The organism is Nostoc sp. XA010 (genome assembly GCF_020829625.1).
Classification (GTDB): domain Bacteria; phylum Cyanobacteriota; class Cyanobacteriia; order Cyanobacteriales; family Nostocaceae; genus Nostoc.
Window position 1 is genome coordinate 339166 of record NZ_JAIVFX010000003.1, and the last position, 17055, is coordinate 356220.

Annotated in this window: 13 protein-coding genes; 6 read left to right on the forward strand and 7 right to left on the reverse strand. The window is 41.8% G+C overall.

Features of this window, described 5'->3' with window-relative positions:
• Window positions 1-57: 57 nt before the first annotated feature.
• Window positions 58-3264, reverse strand: a complete 3207-nt coding sequence (locus tag LC608_RS06955) for a glycoside hydrolase family 15 protein (RefSeq protein WP_229552828.1) — start codon at window positions 3262-3264, stop codon at window positions 58-60.
• 320 nt (window positions 3265-3584) lie between these two features.
• On the opposite strand from LC608_RS06955, the gene LC608_RS37485 reads away from it, so the two are divergent.
• The gene (locus LC608_RS37485) at window positions 3585-3986 is read left to right on the forward strand and encodes a hypothetical protein (protein ID WP_374108378.1); all 402 of its coding nucleotides are present in this window, start codon (window positions 3585-3587) and stop codon (window positions 3984-3986) included.
• Between the two features lie 187 nt (window positions 3987-4173).
• Here the strand turns inward: LC608_RS37485 and LC608_RS06965 are convergent, their stop codons facing one another.
• A complete protein-coding gene (locus LC608_RS06965; protein ID WP_229552829.1) occupies window positions 4174-4395 on the reverse strand; it encodes a type II toxin-antitoxin system HicB family antitoxin in 222 nt (73 codons plus the stop codon).
• A gap of 2 nt (window positions 4396-4397) precedes the next feature.
• Window positions 4398-5009, reverse strand: coding sequence for a hypothetical protein (locus LC608_RS06970; RefSeq protein ID WP_229552830.1), 612 nt, complete (start codon window positions 5007-5009; stop codon window positions 4398-4400).
• A gap of 208 nt (window positions 5010-5217) precedes the next feature.
• Here LC608_RS06970 and LC608_RS06975 point away from each other — a divergent pair, with 208 nt between their 5' ends.
• Window positions 5218-5472 (forward strand): hypothetical protein, encoded by a 255-nt coding sequence (locus LC608_RS06975; RefSeq protein ID WP_229552831.1) that lies wholly within the window; start codon window positions 5218-5220, stop codon window positions 5470-5472.
• 64 nt (window positions 5473-5536) lie between these two features.
• Here the strand turns inward: LC608_RS06975 and LC608_RS06980 are convergent, their stop codons facing one another.
• Both LC608_RS06980 and glyA read right to left on the reverse strand, forming a co-directional pair.
• Window positions 5537-6787, reverse strand: a complete 1251-nt coding sequence (locus LC608_RS06980; RefSeq protein ID WP_229552832.1) for a competence/damage-inducible protein A — start codon at window positions 6785-6787, stop codon at window positions 5537-5539.
• 129 nt (window positions 6788-6916) lie between these two features.
• Window positions 6917-8200: a serine hydroxymethyltransferase gene (gene glyA / locus LC608_RS06985; protein ID WP_229552833.1), complete on the reverse strand. Its 1284-nt coding sequence runs from the start codon at window positions 8198-8200 to the stop codon at window positions 6917-6919.
• A 580-nt stretch (window positions 8201-8780) separates the two neighbouring features.
• On the opposite strand from glyA, the gene LC608_RS06990 reads away from it, so the two are divergent.
• Entirely contained in the window at window positions 8781-9872 is a 1092-nt protein-coding gene (locus LC608_RS06990; RefSeq protein WP_229552834.1) for an exostosin family protein, read from the forward strand.
• A 100-nt stretch (window positions 9873-9972) separates the two neighbouring features.
• Here LC608_RS06990 and LC608_RS06995 read toward each other — a convergent pair whose 3' ends face one another.
• A complete protein-coding gene (locus tag LC608_RS06995; protein ID WP_229552835.1) occupies window positions 9973-12753 on the reverse strand; it encodes a pitrilysin family protein in 2781 nt (926 codons plus the stop codon).
• Between the two features lie 508 nt (window positions 12754-13261).
• On the opposite strand from LC608_RS06995, the gene LC608_RS07000 reads away from it, so the two are divergent.
• The 3 genes from LC608_RS07000 to LC608_RS07010 all read left to right on the forward strand — a co-directional run bounded on the left by LC608_RS07000 (window position 13262) and on the right by LC608_RS07010 (window position 14701).
• Entirely contained in the window at window positions 13262-13744 is a 483-nt protein-coding gene (locus LC608_RS07000; RefSeq protein ID WP_229552836.1) for a hypothetical protein, read from the forward strand.
• Between the two features lie 278 nt (window positions 13745-14022).
• Window positions 14023-14277, forward strand: a complete 255-nt coding sequence (locus tag LC608_RS07005) for a YlcI/YnfO family protein (protein ID WP_229552837.1) — start codon at window positions 14023-14025, stop codon at window positions 14275-14277.
• Complete coding sequence (locus LC608_RS07010) at window positions 14270-14701, forward strand: type II toxin-antitoxin system VapC family toxin (protein WP_229552838.1); 432 nt, start codon at window positions 14270-14272, stop codon at window positions 14699-14701. The genes LC608_RS07005 and LC608_RS07010 overlap by 8 nt, the downstream gene beginning before the upstream one ends.
• Window positions 14702-14867: 166 nt before the next feature.
• Here LC608_RS07010 and LC608_RS07015 read toward each other — a convergent pair whose 3' ends face one another.
• Window positions 14868-16961, reverse strand: coding sequence for a prolyl oligopeptidase family protein (locus LC608_RS07015; protein WP_229552839.1), 2094 nt, complete (start codon window positions 16959-16961; stop codon window positions 14868-14870).
• Window positions 16962-17055 lie beyond the last annotated feature (94 nt).

Below are 17055 nucleotides of genomic sequence, written 5' to 3' on the forward strand. Positions count from 1 at the left end.
GCGACGGCAGTCGCTACAACGGGGGAACCCCCGCAACGCGCTGCCTCCCCTCTGCGTTTAAAAATCCTTTACAAATTCTGTCAAGAACCTGAACGCCTTCAAAATATAACTAGCGCAATCGCTAGGTGAAGTATTGTAAAACGATCGCCACGCAGTCGCCTTATCCTCATCATACCGATCGCTTCGTTGACTATGATTTTCCAGCCACGCCAATCGCACTGCATGGCCAATTAACACATCCAATACGATATATTCTTCAATTTGCAGCTTTGGATTATTGGCGGCGATCGCAGCTAATTCAATTAATGCTTCAATATTTACTTGGCGGTATTCTGGAGCTTCAATTTTATTTAGCAGATGCTCAACTAACAGAGCAAAATTTCTTTCCCCGGCTGTCATTTCCGACAGCATTATCTCACTATCTAAACGATTGCGCCGCTCTAATTTATCGCCAATTACTATACCCTTGCAATGTTGCATTAATAGCCAAACTTGTTTAAAAAATTCTTTTGGTACGCGCCCCGTCGCACCCTCGGCTTGGCGAAACCGTCGCCAACCTCCAGGCGGAACTTCTATCTCTTCACCGATTCCTGGTAGCACCACCCAAGCAATATCACTTTCTTTTTGTTTGACGTGCAGTGATTCTTGCTGACGTAACAAGTTACTCATCCCAGTATATCCAGTTAATACCTGACGCAAGCGCACTTTAACTTCAAAGGGTGAAAGTTGCATTAAGCGATCGTAAGCTTCATCTTGAGTGACATGCAATTCCTGTGCTAGTTCGCTGGTGATCAATAAGATGAGATAGCCGACTCTCAGCGTTAGTAGTCCCTGGAATAGTTCGGGTTCTGAGCGAATTAAGATACCAACATAGATTAAAATCTCTTGGGTGAGGACGCGATCGCGGATATCCTCACGACAAAAATGATTAATTTTATCGGCAATTTCATCGTGAGACATGGGTACGGTAATCAAGGACGCTTCACTGTAAGCTTTACCTACAGCAATTTGCTTACCTCGCACCAAAATACTCGTGACTGCATCTGATAGGCTGATATCAACCATTTGCCTTAACCCCGCAGCCCGGCGTACCACTGCCCAAATACCTAAATCTCCAGCTTTGGTATAAACCTCATCGAGTAAATCGCCCACGGTGACAGGATATCCTGGACCACCGTAACCTGTATCAAATTCCATTCCCTGCAAGCGAGTTAATGTTTGCAATAACTCAATTTGCTCGTAAATATTTTCTGATGAGCGCAAAGAAGAAAGTAATAATCCGAAGTTAGTTTCATACTCCATTTGAAATTCTTGGGTATGTCCTAAGCGCCAGTTTTTGTCAGGATGATAAGCTAGATAATAGCAACGTGGGCTAGCATTTTTTACTGGCGATCGCGAAAATTCTGCATTGGGAAGAAAATCAATTCTTTGGATTCCAGCTGTTAGCATTAGCTGATTTAGCCGCCCTAATTTCACTCGCACACCGTTACATACACCATCTTTCAGCTCTTGCATCAATTCCAATAATGCTTCCGAACCGACTTTTAACATGGTGTGCGTCAACATTAAAGTTAAGGTAGGACGACCTAAATCGCTCCAATATTTTTGAATATAAGCTAGTTCGCTTCTAATTTGATCCAGCAGAAAATGGTAATCAAGGGTTAAGTAAAACTGTTGAGAGTCTGAGAATGCAGGCAAAAATACAATTGTTTCACCGCTAATCCGAAAGATTCTAGATGTTGTCAAACTCCGCAACCTTCGCACTGGCCGCCCAGTTAAACCAAGCTTATCGTTACGTCCAATTTGGGTATAAATAGCTGAAAATTCCCCAGCTTTTCTCACTTGAATCGGTTCTACTTGAGTAGGCGTTTGTGCTTCAATTCCGTGAACTTCTAGTTTTGTTTGTAAATCCTCATCTTCTGCTAACAACGCAATTTGTACCAATGCCTCGCGCTGTTTACCCACACACAAATGTCTTCCTAAAGGGTCGATATCACCAACCGCAAGTAACCCTTCACTCAACATTTCACCGAGAAAATACAAACTCTGCGCCCACACCAAGGGAATATTTTCATTGGGCAAACGTAGTTGCGTTTGAGGTGCTAACTTTTCTGCGTCTATGTTTTCGGCTGGAACATAATAAAGTTCTGGCAATAAACGCAAGCCGTTTTGTTCTATGAGTAATGATTCTAAAAGAGTTTGGTATTTTTTAACTTGTTCTGGTTCGCCGCGAAATAATCCATCTAGAACTAAATAAGTAAAAAATAACGGCCATTCGCATTCAATATGCTCAAATTGTTTGAGTTCCCACGGTTCGTAGTGTAAGCGCTGGCTATCTTCTAAAACCGTTTGGTGTCCATCACGCAGAAAGCGTTTGCAGCCGTATTTACCTGCGAGTTTATTGATAATATCGTTTAAGGTGCGATCGCGTAACTCCAAATCTTCCACTGCAAAGGCAGGATAACTAATAATACTTAACAGCGCCGCATCAATTTCTTTAGAACCAGATTCCCTCGGCAATAAGGATTCTAAAGTAATCCGGGCGCGGGCAATTTCATCTGGTAGCACATGAATTACCGATGCTTGACTACCACGCACACCAAATAAATCCAGTCCGTTAATAGCTTCTAAAGCAGCTTTTGCCATGCCTACAGAACTGGCATTTAACTCAGCACTACCACGATTTATTTTATTCCCACGTTCCCAAATGCCGTAATCTGGTGTGCGGTAAGCTCGTCCAATGTAGTAAACTAAATTCTGGACGAAATTCACTTCATCAATGCTATAAATTATTTGCAATCCGGCTGCCGTCATTTGACCCAACATCAGCAAAAATATAGATGTGGCATCAAGTTGCAAATGTCCCCATTCATCATCACCAACAACAATATCACCAGTCGCAGTATTATATTTGGCGTGTAGTCCATCTAGTAGCGACTGAGTATGTTTAAATGTCTCTACTTTATGAGCTTGTCGCATCATTGCAAACAACAATCCGCGCATGAGTTTGATGACACTGTGTTCTAGCTCATAGGTGCGTCCTTTGTCGTCGTCAATCTTGCGGTATGCAAGTCCTAAACCCCAAACTGCCAAAATGCTGTAAACGTTGTCTCGCACCCAGGCATCAGTATAATCGCCGTGGGCTGTAATCGCTGTACTCGCAGGTAGTAAACCAGTAATCGGATTCTGGCGAGTCAGAATGATCGTTTTGATTTGCTGGTAGTAATAGTCCAGGCGAGATAGCAATTTAGTAGATGTTTTCATAACTTGGTTTAGAACAACTTGCAAAATTTGACCCTGTGACTGTCAAGTGAATTACCTAAACCAAACCAGAATAACTTCTGTGATGGTTGATGGGAGAACAGCTAAGGGTGGTGTGAGTTTATTATTATCTCCTGTTAATACGTCTCTGGGTACTGGATTTTAGCGATTCCGAACTAAAATATGATATTTTTCAAACATCCATTCATACGTATAGTTATTTATACATAAACAATTGTTATTTTATGGGCTAGACAACAAAGCTAGATAGCGGAAAATTTCTCGAAGCCGCTATTTCTCAAGAAAAGATTATCGATCAGATTTTGGTTCACATTGTCTTAGCAGGTAATCCAGATAAATCTTGGGAAGATATTTTACCAGAATTACAAGCTGCCAACCTTAGCCCTGCGTCAATCGATGCGATCGCTTCTCATATCAAATCTCCACCATCTTTAAAAACTTTACTTGAGCAAATTAATAGTGATTTTGCTGTACCTTTACTGGCGCAATGTCAAAAAATTGCTCATCTAGACGGCAATACAGTTCAGTTAACGCTAAAAACCTTAAACTGTGTAGGTTGGGTTGAGGAACGTAGACCCGAACGCGAGTGCGTCTCCAAGAGTTGGGGCTTCCCGCAGGGTAACCCAACATTTCCGGGGCTTTGTTGGGTTGCGCTTTGCTTAACCCAACCTACAATTTTTCTTAACCCAAGCGTATTGATCTAGACGGAGTAATTACGCCAGAAGAAGCTAAGGTGTTAGAAACGATTAACAAAAAGTTAAGCTGTAATTTGGCTGCTATCAAATAACCTAAACATTGGTGTTAAGATTTTTTACCAAAGTGCGATCGCAACCTCTACACAAAGTGCGTAGACGCGGAGCGGCTTATCGTCAGACATCGCCTCTCTGCTAATCATGAAGCTATCTGATAAATTGCAGGACGATATCTCGGTTCAGGAATTAGTTTTCCCTCCTTTTTCGCAGCATCTAACCATGCTTCTTTTGCTTTCAAAACTTCGTGAAGTGCTTCTTCTTCAGTTGAACCAAATGCTGAACAGTATTTCAAGTCAGGAATATCAGCAATGTAGCCATCATCTTCTTCACTATAGAAAATATTAATGTGATAGTGTTTCATCCTTAGCTCAGTATCGCCACCAAAATCCGAAGCAAGTCGTCTATGTCAGCAGGAACACGATATAAATTCAGGTTTTGAGTTATTTGTTTACTTTCTCGATTCAATAAAGCAAATTGCCAAATATCCCCTGTAGAAACAGCCCCTTGTAAATTTGCCTCTTGAGAATCAGTCCACGCATCAATAGCAATCAGTTCTACCGCAAGCTGGGTAAAACCTCTTGCTAAATCAGCATTTTTAGCTTCTACAACTAAGAGTTTATGGTCTGTGTGCAAATAATAATCAAGGGAACCTTTTAATTGTTCTGTAACTATAAGAGGATATTCGATTCTAAGTTGGGCGTGAGTGTAATGAACAACATCCAATAAAATTGGCGCAATTAGTAATTCTCTGCGGGCTGCCTCACTAGTCAAACTAATATATGGCAAACTCTCCTCAATCCTATATTTGAGATTTGCAAGTCTGTCTAATTCAATGCTGGACTTTTGTAGATTAAGAGAGGAACGTTTTAAAGAATACCCAAATTCAGCCAGGATATCTTCTGGCTCGAATGACATTTCAAAATAGCTTCTGAAAGTGTATGAGTTATTTGGTTGGAGGATGGGAATTTTGCTCATAGCCTTTAATGTAAGATGATTATGTCGAAAGTTTTGAATAAAGGTCAGACAAGTATTTATGGTTTTTGATTTCAGGTAAGAGTGAGGATTGAGGGATTAAATAAAAGAGAGGGAACTCTTGTAACTCACTGGCAGATTGATAATGGAAAAGAGATTCCCCGACTAATTACAAACTGGCTGGAAGTAAATAAACCAGAGGAAGATAATAATGAAAGCTAAACTTTACGATCAAATAAAAACATTAGCACAAGTGCAACCAGATTTTGCCGACTTGATGATTCCTAAAAATACATTGGGAACAATTGTAGAATGCTACGAAAATCCTGAAGGTTATGCAGTAGATATTGCCATACCCAATCAAAAGTTAGTTGGAGGCTATGAATACGTAAATGTTATTCTTAATGCTGACCAATTTGTGGTTGTGAATACTGTCTCGCAACCACTGAATGTTGTTACTCAGTAATAGCAAAACCTGATCGTGTCATGTGTAGGAGGATAGAGACGCGGATACCGCGCTCTTAAGTTACTTACCTCGTCAACAACTTCCGCCGCAGATTATCTAACGCTGCATTGGCGCTGACATGACGAATTAGAGCGCGACCTCGCACTGTACCAAACTGATACTCAAAACTTGCCACTTCATCCTTTGGCCCAGCTAAACCAATGTAAACTAAACCCACCGGTTTAGTATCTGTCCCTCCAGTTGGGCCAGCAATACCAGTAATACTCAATCCCCAAGTTGTTGCAAGGCGGGTTTTAACTCCAACAGCCATTTGCTCTGCAACAGTTGCACTTACCGCCCCAAATTTATCTAAGTCTTCCTGGTTAACCCCTAATAGTCCAACCTTCACCGAATTGTCATAAGAAATTACTCCACCCCAAAAGTAATCAGAACTACCAGAAATCTCAGTCAACATTTGCCCTAAACCGCCACCAGTGCAAGATTCTGCCACAGAAAGCGTTTCTTTTGATGCCCGCAATAACTGACCAACCACGGAAGCAAGAGTATCATTATTAACGCCGTAAAAATCCAGTCCGGCAATTTCTTTAAGTTGTTTTTCAATGGGCGCAATTAGGTCTTCTGCGGCTGCTTCTGAAGTGGCTTTAGCACAGACTCGTAATCTTACTTCCCCTTTACCTGCATAAGGGGCTACTGTGGGATTTGGCAACTTCAAATAAGAAGAAACTTTTTCCGCTAAAGCAGATTCACCAATACCCCAAAACTTTAAACTCCGACTGTAAATAATTTCTTTACCCCAACCTTGACTTTTGAGAAATGGCACGGCTGTTTCTTCCCACATCAAGTGCATTTCACTAGGAACACCGGGAAAGGTAAAAATCGTGATTTCAGGGCGAGGCTGCCAAATAATACCGGGTGCTGTTCCAGTGGGGTTGGGGAGAATTTCTGCACCTTGGGGAATCAAAGCTTGCTTGCGGTTACTTGGTGACATAACCCGACCACGTTGCGCGAATTTTTGGGTTATGTCTTCAATGATGTCAGAGCGTTCTACCAACGGGACTTTAAAAAAATCGGCGATCGTTTCGCAGGTGAGGTCATCTGGTGTTGGCCCGAGTCCACCAGTGAAAATGAGAATTTGCGCTCTGGAAATAGCAATTTCTATAACTTGCTTTAACCGTTCTGGATTATCCCCAACAACTGTTTGATAGTAATGGGGAATTCCTAGCTGCGCTAATTGTTGCGCTAAAAATTGAGCATTGCCGTTGAGGATATCTCCTAGCAGCAGTTCTGTACCAACACAAATAATTTCTGCACTCATTGGAAGGAATAGTTAGGAGTTAGAAGTTAGGAGTTAGGAGTTAGGAGTTAGAAGTTAGGAGTTCAAAACTTAAAACTCATCACTCTTAACTCTTAACTCCTAATTATTAACTCCTAACTATCTATAATGTCAGGCTAGTGCTGGTACAGGAATTTCTAGGTGAGGATATAAGGGGAAGCGATCGCACAATGCTGCTACCCGTTGCCGGCAATCTTGGGTTACTACGTCGGAATCTGGAGAAAGCAGGCGATCGCTAATAATATTTGCAATCTCGGTAAATTCTGCTTCTCCTAAACCTCGCGTGGTCATTGCTGGCGAACCTAACCTCAGACCACTGGTAACAAATGGTGATTGCGGATCGAAGGGAATAGTATTTTTGTTAGCAGTAATATTCACAGTACTAACTAGCTTATCTGCTTGTTTACCAGTTAGACCAACAGAGCGTAAATCCACGAGGATTAAATGGTTGTCAGTACCATTAGATACTAACTTTAAACCCCGATTTTGTAGTTGTTCTGCCAAAGCACGAGCATTTTCAATCACTTGGGCAGAATAGGTTTTAAACTCAGGCTTTAGGGCTTCTCCAAAAGCTACTGCTTTTCCAGCAATGACGTGTTCCAATGGCCCGCCCTGACTGCCAGGAAAAACAGATTTATCTAGCTTTTTACCTAGTTCTGCGTCGCTGGTCAAAATTAAACCACCTCTAGGGCCGCGTAGAGTTTTATGTGTAGTTGTTGTTACTACATGACAATGGGGGATGGGATCGGGATGAAGACCACTCGCAACTAAACCAGCGATATGAGCAATATCGGCAAGTAAGTAAGCGCCGATTTCATCAGCAATACTACGGAACTTTTCAAAATCAATTATCCGGGGATAAGCTGAATAACCACAAATCAGCAGCTTAGGACGCTCCCTCAGCGCCAGCTCCCGAATTTGATCGTAGTCAAGTTGTTCTGTTTGTTGGCTGACACCGTAGTGGCTAACTTGGAACCACTTACCTGAGAAATTTACAGGGGAACCGTGGGTGAGATGTCCCCCATGAGACAAATCCATTCCCATAATTTTGTCTCCTGGTTGCAGCAGGGACAGGAACACTGCAAAATTGGCTTGTGCGCCAGAATGAGGTTGCACATTCGCATGAGCAGCGCCAAATATCTGTTTAGCACGATTGATCGCTAGCTGCTCGATTTTGTCGATATACTCACAACCGCCATAGTAGCGTTTACCAGGTAATCCCTCGGCATATTTATTTGTCAGTACTGAGCCTTGAGCGGCTAGTACCGCAGCAGAGGTAAAGTTTTCGCTAGCAATCAACTCCAAGTGATCTCGCTGACGCTGTAGTTCGTCGTTGATTAACTCCGCGATCGCTGGATCGGTGGAGGCAAGAAAATCTGAGTTAGTCTTAGTCACTTCAATTATCCTTATGGAAATTTGTACAACGGCTAATTTTGGTTGGACGCAGCACCTAACAGTCCACTCTCAACAGTCCATAGCCCAAAGTCTATAGTTCAATGATTTTTGACTGCTCTACAGAGGCGATTAATCGTCTCCGTACTATTGAGGTTTATTTGTGCCAACTTATTTATTATTAGACGATTAATTATCATAACGTTGCTTGTTGAGGCTACGCTAAATAAAGCTTGTTGCCATCGCTCCCCTGCAAGACAAAAAGCTGAACGCTTTCAGCAATTGCGGAACATGGCTGCGAAGTTCTACGCTGCAAAACTTAAGCACTCAGCATTAGCGTTAATACTAGAAGGTTAGTTGTTGTGATTGCTGGTAGTGCTAGAACCGCAGATATACTTACAGATGCCTTGCGTGGACAGGCTAGCGATGAACGAGCTAAAAAGGTAGTTTTTAGTATATTACAATACATGTATGTTCATAAGTTATTAATATAAAAAGAAATCTATCCAAAGGTTGTTTTAAATTAATTCAATTTATTGTAAAATTTGCCAGTTATTTAAGTAGTTAGAATTCAGGTTAAAATATGCCATTAAGTATCTATTCTGATAAAGATTATCTTCCTAAAGGAATGGAGCCAGTTCCAATGCTTTATCCCTTTTGGAGAGAATTTATCCCTACTGAAGAATACCCTTGGTCTAGATTGTATGGCAAGTATCTAGAGATAAGTCATTCCCTTTTTAAAATGACTTCCCTACAGGAAGCTGACTTAGTTGTAATGCCTATAAACTGGAGAATGATCAGAGGAGAGAGTTGGAAAAGTAAAGTTAATAAAGAAGCAGAAAGTCTATCTATTGAATTTGCAGAAAAAGTAGCTAATAGCGGCAAAGAATTAATTATTTTTTTTGCAGGTGATTGTTGCGCCGAAAAAATTCCTGTCAAGAATGCAACAGTAATGCGGATGGCAGTATATCGGTCAAAAATGAGGCAAAAGGATATTATTATGCCTTCTTTTACTGAAGATTTTGTTGAAGAATATTTAGGAGGGGAAATATCTCTCAGGCAGAAATCTGATAAACCTGTTGTTGGATTTTGTGGTTTAGCAGTACCGGATTCATGGGAAAAGAAATTAAAAACGGTTTTATTTCACGGGGTAATGTTAACCAAATCATTAGAGCTTGGGGTTTCGCCTTACAAAGGACAAATTTTGCGTAGTCAGGCTCTGAAAATACTTGCAGAAAGCCCCTCTTTAGTAAACACAAACTTTATCATTAAAGACGAAACAGTATTTCTAAATACACAAGATGTAGAGCAAAGACAGAAGGCTCGTGCTGAATATGTGAAAAATATGGTTGAGAGCGACTACATTTTGTCCTGTCGTGGTTCTGCAAACTATTCCATTCGATTATATGAAATCCTCAGTTGTGGTCGTATTCCAATTTTTATTGATACAGACTGCGTTTTACCTGACGATTCTATAATAGACTGGAAAAAATATTGCGTATGGATAGATGAGAAGGAAATACCACATATTGCAGAGAAAGTAGCTGAATTCCATAGCAATATTTCAGACCAAGAATTCTTAGATTTGCAGCATGAGTGCCGAAACCTGTGGAAGAGTAGGCTTTCTGCTGAGGGATTTTATACTAATTTTCATCATCATTTTTCGACAAAATAATTCATTCAAATAAGTATTATGTCTAGAACGAAATAGCCTTAAGCTAAAACACAAAGGCGTAAAGCAAATTTTAGCACCTTCGTGTTTTAGCTTGAGGTAATTAGCTGCCCTTGGGTACAGTCTCTTCAGGGCCAGCAGTGACAATTATCAGACTTTCTGGCTTAATTAAATCTTCAATTGCCTCTTGCATCTGAGTCATTGTGACTGCTTGTATTCTCTGGGGAAAGTCTCGGATTTCTGAGCGTGAAAGTCCTAAGACAGCATTATCCAAAATTATGGTTGATACATCACTAGGATTAGCTAAATCCACAGGATAGCTATTAGTAATTGACCGTTTGGCTGCGTTGAATTCAGCCTCAGTCACTCCTTGTTCGCGCAACTGTTTGAGTAAAGCGAGAGTACTAGCGATCGCTTTTTGGGCATCACCAGGAGCAGTCTGCATCTGAATCAAGAACGGGCCGGGATTGATTCCGGCGGCAAAACTACTATAGATACCGTAGGTTAGACCCTGGCGATCGCGCACTTCCGTACCCAAACGGCTCGATAAGGTATCACCACCTAAAATTTGATTCAGTACCAGTGCTGCATAATAACGTGGGTCTTTCCGAGAGATGCCGTTATAGCCAATGTAGGTAACAGCTTCGGATTTACCAGGTATCACTTTGTTCAGGCGTGTCAAAGTTTTTGGTAATGGCACGGTCGGTATTTCGAGAACAGGTGGCTTACCCGTGGCTGACCATTTGCCAAACGCCTGATGTAGCAACAATTTTACCTTAAGTGGATCAAAGTCTCCAACTAAAGCGATCGTTGTGCTATCTGGTCGGTAGTGTGTCTGGTAGAAGCCAAGCAAATCATCACGAGTAATACTCTTTAAACTCTCGGCTGTGGGGAAGCTGTGGAATGGATGATTTTCAGGGTAAATTGCCTGCTGAAATACTTGTCTTCCTAAACCTCTGGGGTCATCTAGCTGGACTTTAAGACTTATCAACGCCCGTTGGCGACTCAGTTCTAACTGGTCGGCTGGGAAAGTCGCGTTTTCTAACACATCTGCCAGAGTTTGAATCAATATCGGCAGGTTCGCTGAAAGTCCCTCACCGCTAACGCTAACTCCCTCGCGGCTAGTACCGAAGTTCAAATCGGCTCCCCGGTCTTCTAAGGTTTTTGCTAGCGTCAGAGCATTTTTAGTCTGCGTCCCATTCATTAAGTTGGCGGCAGTCAAATTCGCTAATCCAGCTTTTTGGTTGCCATCAAATTCAGTACCAGCGTCAATTTGTCCACTCAGGTTAATGGTGGGGAGGTTGCGATCGCGCAAAAGCAAAACCCGCAAACCATTATTTAAGGTAAACTCTTCTGGTAATGATTGTTTGCCCGAATCTGTAGCTGATGTGGCAGGTGGCAGATATTTCGCCAGTTCTGCTGGATCTACAGGCTTACCAGGGCTAAAATTTTCTACTGTGCGACCAGAACCAGCGCTGGAAGCCCCTGGTTTACCATCTGGTTGAGTTGGCTCAAAGAAGCCGATGGTTTGTTTAGCCGGATTGAGGTAAGTTTTTGCTGCTTGCTGTACTTGGGCTGGCGTGACTTTAGCGATCGCAGCCAGATACTGTTCAATAAAATGATAATCACCGGCCACAATTTGGTTATATCCTAGCTGGATTGCCTGACTAGTGATGTCTTGGTTCCCCAAAATAAAGGAGGCTTGCAGTTGTGTCTTCGCCCGGTTCAATTCTTCAGTAGTAACTGGCTGCTGTTGCAATTTTGTTAAAGATTCCTGAAGCACCTGAGCAATTTTCCCTAACTCCTGACCCGGAGCCGCTGTAGCATTAATTTCATACCAACCTGGTTCAATGAGTTCAGCAGGACTGCCACTCACTGAACTAGCGAGTCCAGATTCCACCAAAGCTTGGTAAAGCCTAGAACTACGTCCGCCTGTAAGGATGGCATCCATCACATCAATTGCCGGCACATCAGGATGCTTGATATTTGGTAAAGGATACACTGCTTGCAATAGTGCTGCACTTCCAGGTTGCTTCAAAACAATCGGTGCTTTTTTAGTAGTAGGGGCAACCGGAGACGCGGCGACATTTCCTCTGTCCGTGTTCTGGCGTAAAAGTGTCCCCGTGTCCTCTTTCCTTCGTTTTGCCAACTTCCCATAAGTTTCTTTAACAACTTTGAGTACAGGTTCTGTGGCAAAATCCCCTGTAATCACCAACGTGGCATTTTCTGGGCTGTAGTAGGTTCGGTAATAATTCCGCACCTGCTCCACCGTGAATTTTTCTACATCAGCTTTTGTGCCTCCCACAGGTAAGCCATAGGCTCTATTAGGGAAAGCATCTCGCATCACTGCCCGACTCAGACGATAGCCTGGTGAGTTTTCGTACCCCTGTAACTCAGAGATCACCACCCGCTTTTCACTTGTCAGTTGTTCAGGCCCAATTAAAGAGTTTTCCATGCGATCGGCTTCCAGTGTCAACAATGCTTCGAGTTTGTCTCGTTGCACTGTGCCAAAGTAAGCTGTTTGGTCATAACTAGTAAAAGCATTGAACTGGCTACCCAAGGCACTAAATAACCTTCCAAACTGCACAGGACGGTCAGTTGTACCCTTGAACATTAAATGTTCTAGCTGGTGAGAAATGCCATTTTCTCCCTTAACTTCGTTACGTGAGCCAACTTTATACCAAACTTGTACGCTCACTACTGGAGCGGTATGGACTTCTTTAGTTAGCACCGTTAAGCCGTTGTCTAATACCGTTTTTTGCACCCCTTGAGTGAATGAGACAGCAGATACAGGTGCGACTGCTGTTGGTGTTACAGCATTGGTGAAATTGCCCGAAAAAGGCACAATACTTAGCACAAGGCTAAGAAAAAACCCTACAAGCATATATGAACGTAGCTTCATAAGCAATGGGAAATGCAAAATTTCTAATTATAAAACAAAACCTTAGTATCGCTTTTTGGAAGTCAAAAGACTTACATCCTCGGCTTTTTTACCATTTTTAATGGTAGCTTTATTTCCGCTATCCGTAATGGTCGGTTTTCAAGTTTACCTATTTGCAAAAAACCTACGAGCAATAGCTCGCAACGAAAGTATAAAAATCCCTTTTATTATTTATTGCCACTTATTCTCTATTTTAAAGACAGTCCCGATGAAGCAGGTTTCACAACCAAGCATGAAAGTGGTCTTTCCCCACTCACCACTCCCTACTCCCAACTTTAAAGTCAGATGTAACTCTACGCACTATTACAAAATATTACAAACATCTTAACAACGATTGCGATGTGTTTCATTTGACAAGTTTTCCGGAATATCCACTTTTAAAATTGGTTTTATTCCTTGTCATTCCATCGGCGTAGATATCTTCGTCAAAGTAGCAATAACTTTTTAAAATATGCAAACAAGAAACTTAATTGCATCATTTACATTAGGCATAACCTTAGCCGCAATACCTGTATTACAATCTCATGCCCAAGTACAAATAACACCGAACTTGTATAATTTCAATGGGTATAATTCCAAAGGTGAGAAAGTCACTATTAATTACTCAACATCAAGCTTTACTGGTAAGCCCCTTTTCAACTATCAAGAGCAGAAACAGACATTAAACTTTACCGGAGATGAGATCCGTACTGTAGATACGGAAATTGGTACACTAGTGACTGTGACTATTAAAAAAACAGTAGATACTGGCAACACCACATTTACCTTGCTCATACCTCGTGTAAACCTTGGATCTAGCAACGAAGTAAAAGTTGAAACTAAAGGAATCACCACAACAAATCGCTTTTCTGTGATTCCTCAATTCAACCAGGGGCAGACACAAACTTATACAACAATTAATCTCAGGGGGACAGCCCAATCTGTTGCGTTTTAAGCACAAGAGGGATTAAAAAATTAAACTTCTTGCTCAGATGGAGGAAAGCGGTAAGGGTGAAGGTAAATAATTGTTTCTTTCCACCCTTACCCCTGAAACTGATTGCCTAGAAGTGGAAGCGATCACCTTTATAAAATTGATGGAGCAGTCAATACTAAGTGTGTTGGGTGAGCGGTATCAGCAGGCGATTTAACTCAAGGCAACAGGTGAAATAATTAGAGACTGTGCCATAGAGCGGTTATAATAAATGGTATCAACATTTGGTTGCACTTCTCGCTATGGAACGCGAAGCCCTAACAATTCGGTTTCCGGCTGATTTACTTGTCAAAGCTAAGAAGATTAAAGAGGGTAGTGAATCCCTGAATGATTTAGTGGTTGAGGCTTTGGAACGTGAGGTAAGCCGCCGCAGGGGATGGGCAGCCCATCAACGGATAATTGATCGTAGCGAAATAGTGAAAGCTAAAACTGGGATACAACCAGCCTCTACAGATTTGATTCACAGCCTCAGAGAGGACGAAGGGCGACGTGACTAGAGTTTTGTGTTTAGATACCAGCGTTTGGATTCCTTATCTTGTACCAGAAGTTTATCAACCCCAGTCCAGAAAACTAGTAACAGAAGCCTTAAGTCTGAGTATAGGGTTAGTGGCTCCAGCTTTTGCTTGGGCAGAAGTAGGATCTGTGCTAAGAAAGAAAACCCGCATGGGAGTAATTACAACAGAGGAAGCGCAAGGTTTTTTTGAAGACTTCTGTGAACTGCCTATTGATTACATTGAAGAAGAGGCAATTAGGGTAATAACCTGGAAAATTGCCGATAAATACGCATTATCTACCCTTTATGATGCCGCCTTTCTTGCTTGCGCCGAGAGTGTGTCTGCGGAGTTTTGGACGGCTGATGCTGCACTGGTTAGACAACTCATGCCCCGACCTGCTTATCTCCGAGAAATAGGAGAAATATAGGACAAAAAATGTATGTAATTGGCGATTTTTTATTCAAAGGTGGTAACTTAATCCGTGCTAACGCTCCCTCAATTGTTCTGAATTTAGATGCACTGAAATAATTGAGGTTATAGAAATAATTTGGTGCGTTACACTGCGTTAACGCACCCTACAAATAAATTAACCCCTAAACTTCAACATCCAAAGTACGCACCAAAAAAGCCCATTTATCTGCGGCTTCCTCGATAATTTTAGCCGTGGGTTTACCCGCACCATGTCCTGCTTTAGTCTCAATTCTAATTAGCGTTGGCGCATCACCAATGTGAGCCTCTTGTAAAGCTGCGGCAAATTTGAAACTATGAGCAGGGACAACGCGATCGTCATGATCGGCTGTGGTAATTAAGGTTGCTGGGTAAGTTGTATCTGGTTTGATGTTGTGTAGTGGCGAATAAGCATACAGCGCTGGAAACTCTTCTGGATTATCTGCTGAACCATATTCGGAAGTCCAAGCCCAACCGATGGTAAATTTGTGGAACCGCAACATATCCATTACGCCGACTGCTGGTAAAGCTGCACCAAACAAATCGGGACGTTGCGTTATACAAGCACCCACTAATAAACCGCCGTTACTACCACCTGCGATCGCTAGCTTATCTGTCTTAGTATACTTATTCGCAATCAACCACTCAGCAGCGCCAATAAAGTCATCAAAGACATTCTGCTTTTTATCCTTCATTCCTGCTTGATGCCATTCTTCGCCGTATTCTCCACCGCCGCGTATATTAGGCATAGCATAGACACCACCCATCTCCATCCATACCAAAAGACTTACAGAAAAACCAGGTGTCATTGAGGCATTAAAACCACCATAGGCATAGAGATAAGTCGGGTTATTTCCATCTAACTTTATGCCCTTTTTATGAGTAATAAACATTGGTACTTTAGTACCATCTTTGCTATGATAAAAGACTTGTTTCGTCTCGTAATCATCAGGATTAAAATCTACCTGTGGCTGGCGGAAAATGCTACTTTTACCAGTTACCATATCATAGCGATAGATAGTTCCTGGTATGGTGAAACTGGTGAAACTATAAAAAGTTTCGGTATCATGACGCTTCCCTCCAAAACCTCCGACTGAACCGAGTCCAGGTAATTCTACCTCACGAATAAACGCACCTTTGAGGTCAAATATTTTAATTTGGCTGTGAGCATCTTTGAGGTAATCAGCAACAAATTGGTTATTGAGTATCCCGACACTTTCCAAAGTTTCTGCTGATTGGGGAATGATTTCTCGCCAATTTTCTGGTGCAGGACTTTTGCTGTCAATAGCAATCACTCGTCCCCGTGGTGCATTTAAATCCGTGCGGAAATAAAACACGCTATCATCATTGTCGATAAAGCTGTAATCTGCCTCAAATTGGTTAATTAGTTCTACGACTTCAGCATTAGGGTTAGTTAAATCTTTAAAGAAAACCAAGTTTTTGGAGTCAGTACCTAGCCAAATTGAAATTATTAAATAGCGTCCATCTTCAGTAACACCGCCACTAAAACCCCATTCCTTTTGGTCAGGACGATGATAAATTAGTACATCTTCTGATTGGGGTTTACCTAGCTGATGATAGTAGAGCTTTTGATAATAGTTAACATCTTCTAATTGAGTTTTTTCATTCGGCTCATCGTAGCGACTGTAAAAGAAACCTTGATTATCATGTGTCCACGATGCACCAGAAAATTTAATCCATTTTAGGTGGTCTTGGAGGTCTTCACCAGTTTCGACATTGCGTACTTTCCATTCTTGCCAATCAGAACCAGAGGCAGATAGACCGTATGCTAAAAGTTTACCATCCTCGCTAATAGACAATCCTGAAAGAGCAACAGTACCATCTTCTGAAAGTTTATTAGGGTCGAGTAAAACTTTGGGTTGGTCGTCGAGGGTTTTCAAAGTGTAGAGGACACTTTGGTTTTGCAGTCCATCATTTTTAAAATAAAAGTAGCGTTCGGTGGAACCGTCTCGCAGAGATTCGCCTTCTTTAAAAGGGATACCATATTTTTCATAATCCCAAAGTTTGGTAAGGCGCTGTTTAATTTTTTCCCTGGTAGGAATTTCGTTCAAGTAGCCAAAAGTAACTTTATTTTCTGCCTCAATCCAAGCCCTTGTTTCTTCAGAGTCAGGATCTTCTAACCAACGGTAAGGATCTGCGACTAAATTACCGTGGTAGTTATCGACTTGATTGCTTTTGTGGCTGGATGGGTAGGTGAGGGGTTTTTTAGAGGAGGGCATAATCTCAGGTCAAAAGTGCTTCTTTACATACTACAAAGATAGACCCAAGACGTAGAGCATGTACTGACCAAACCTGCGGGAAAATTCCAATTTA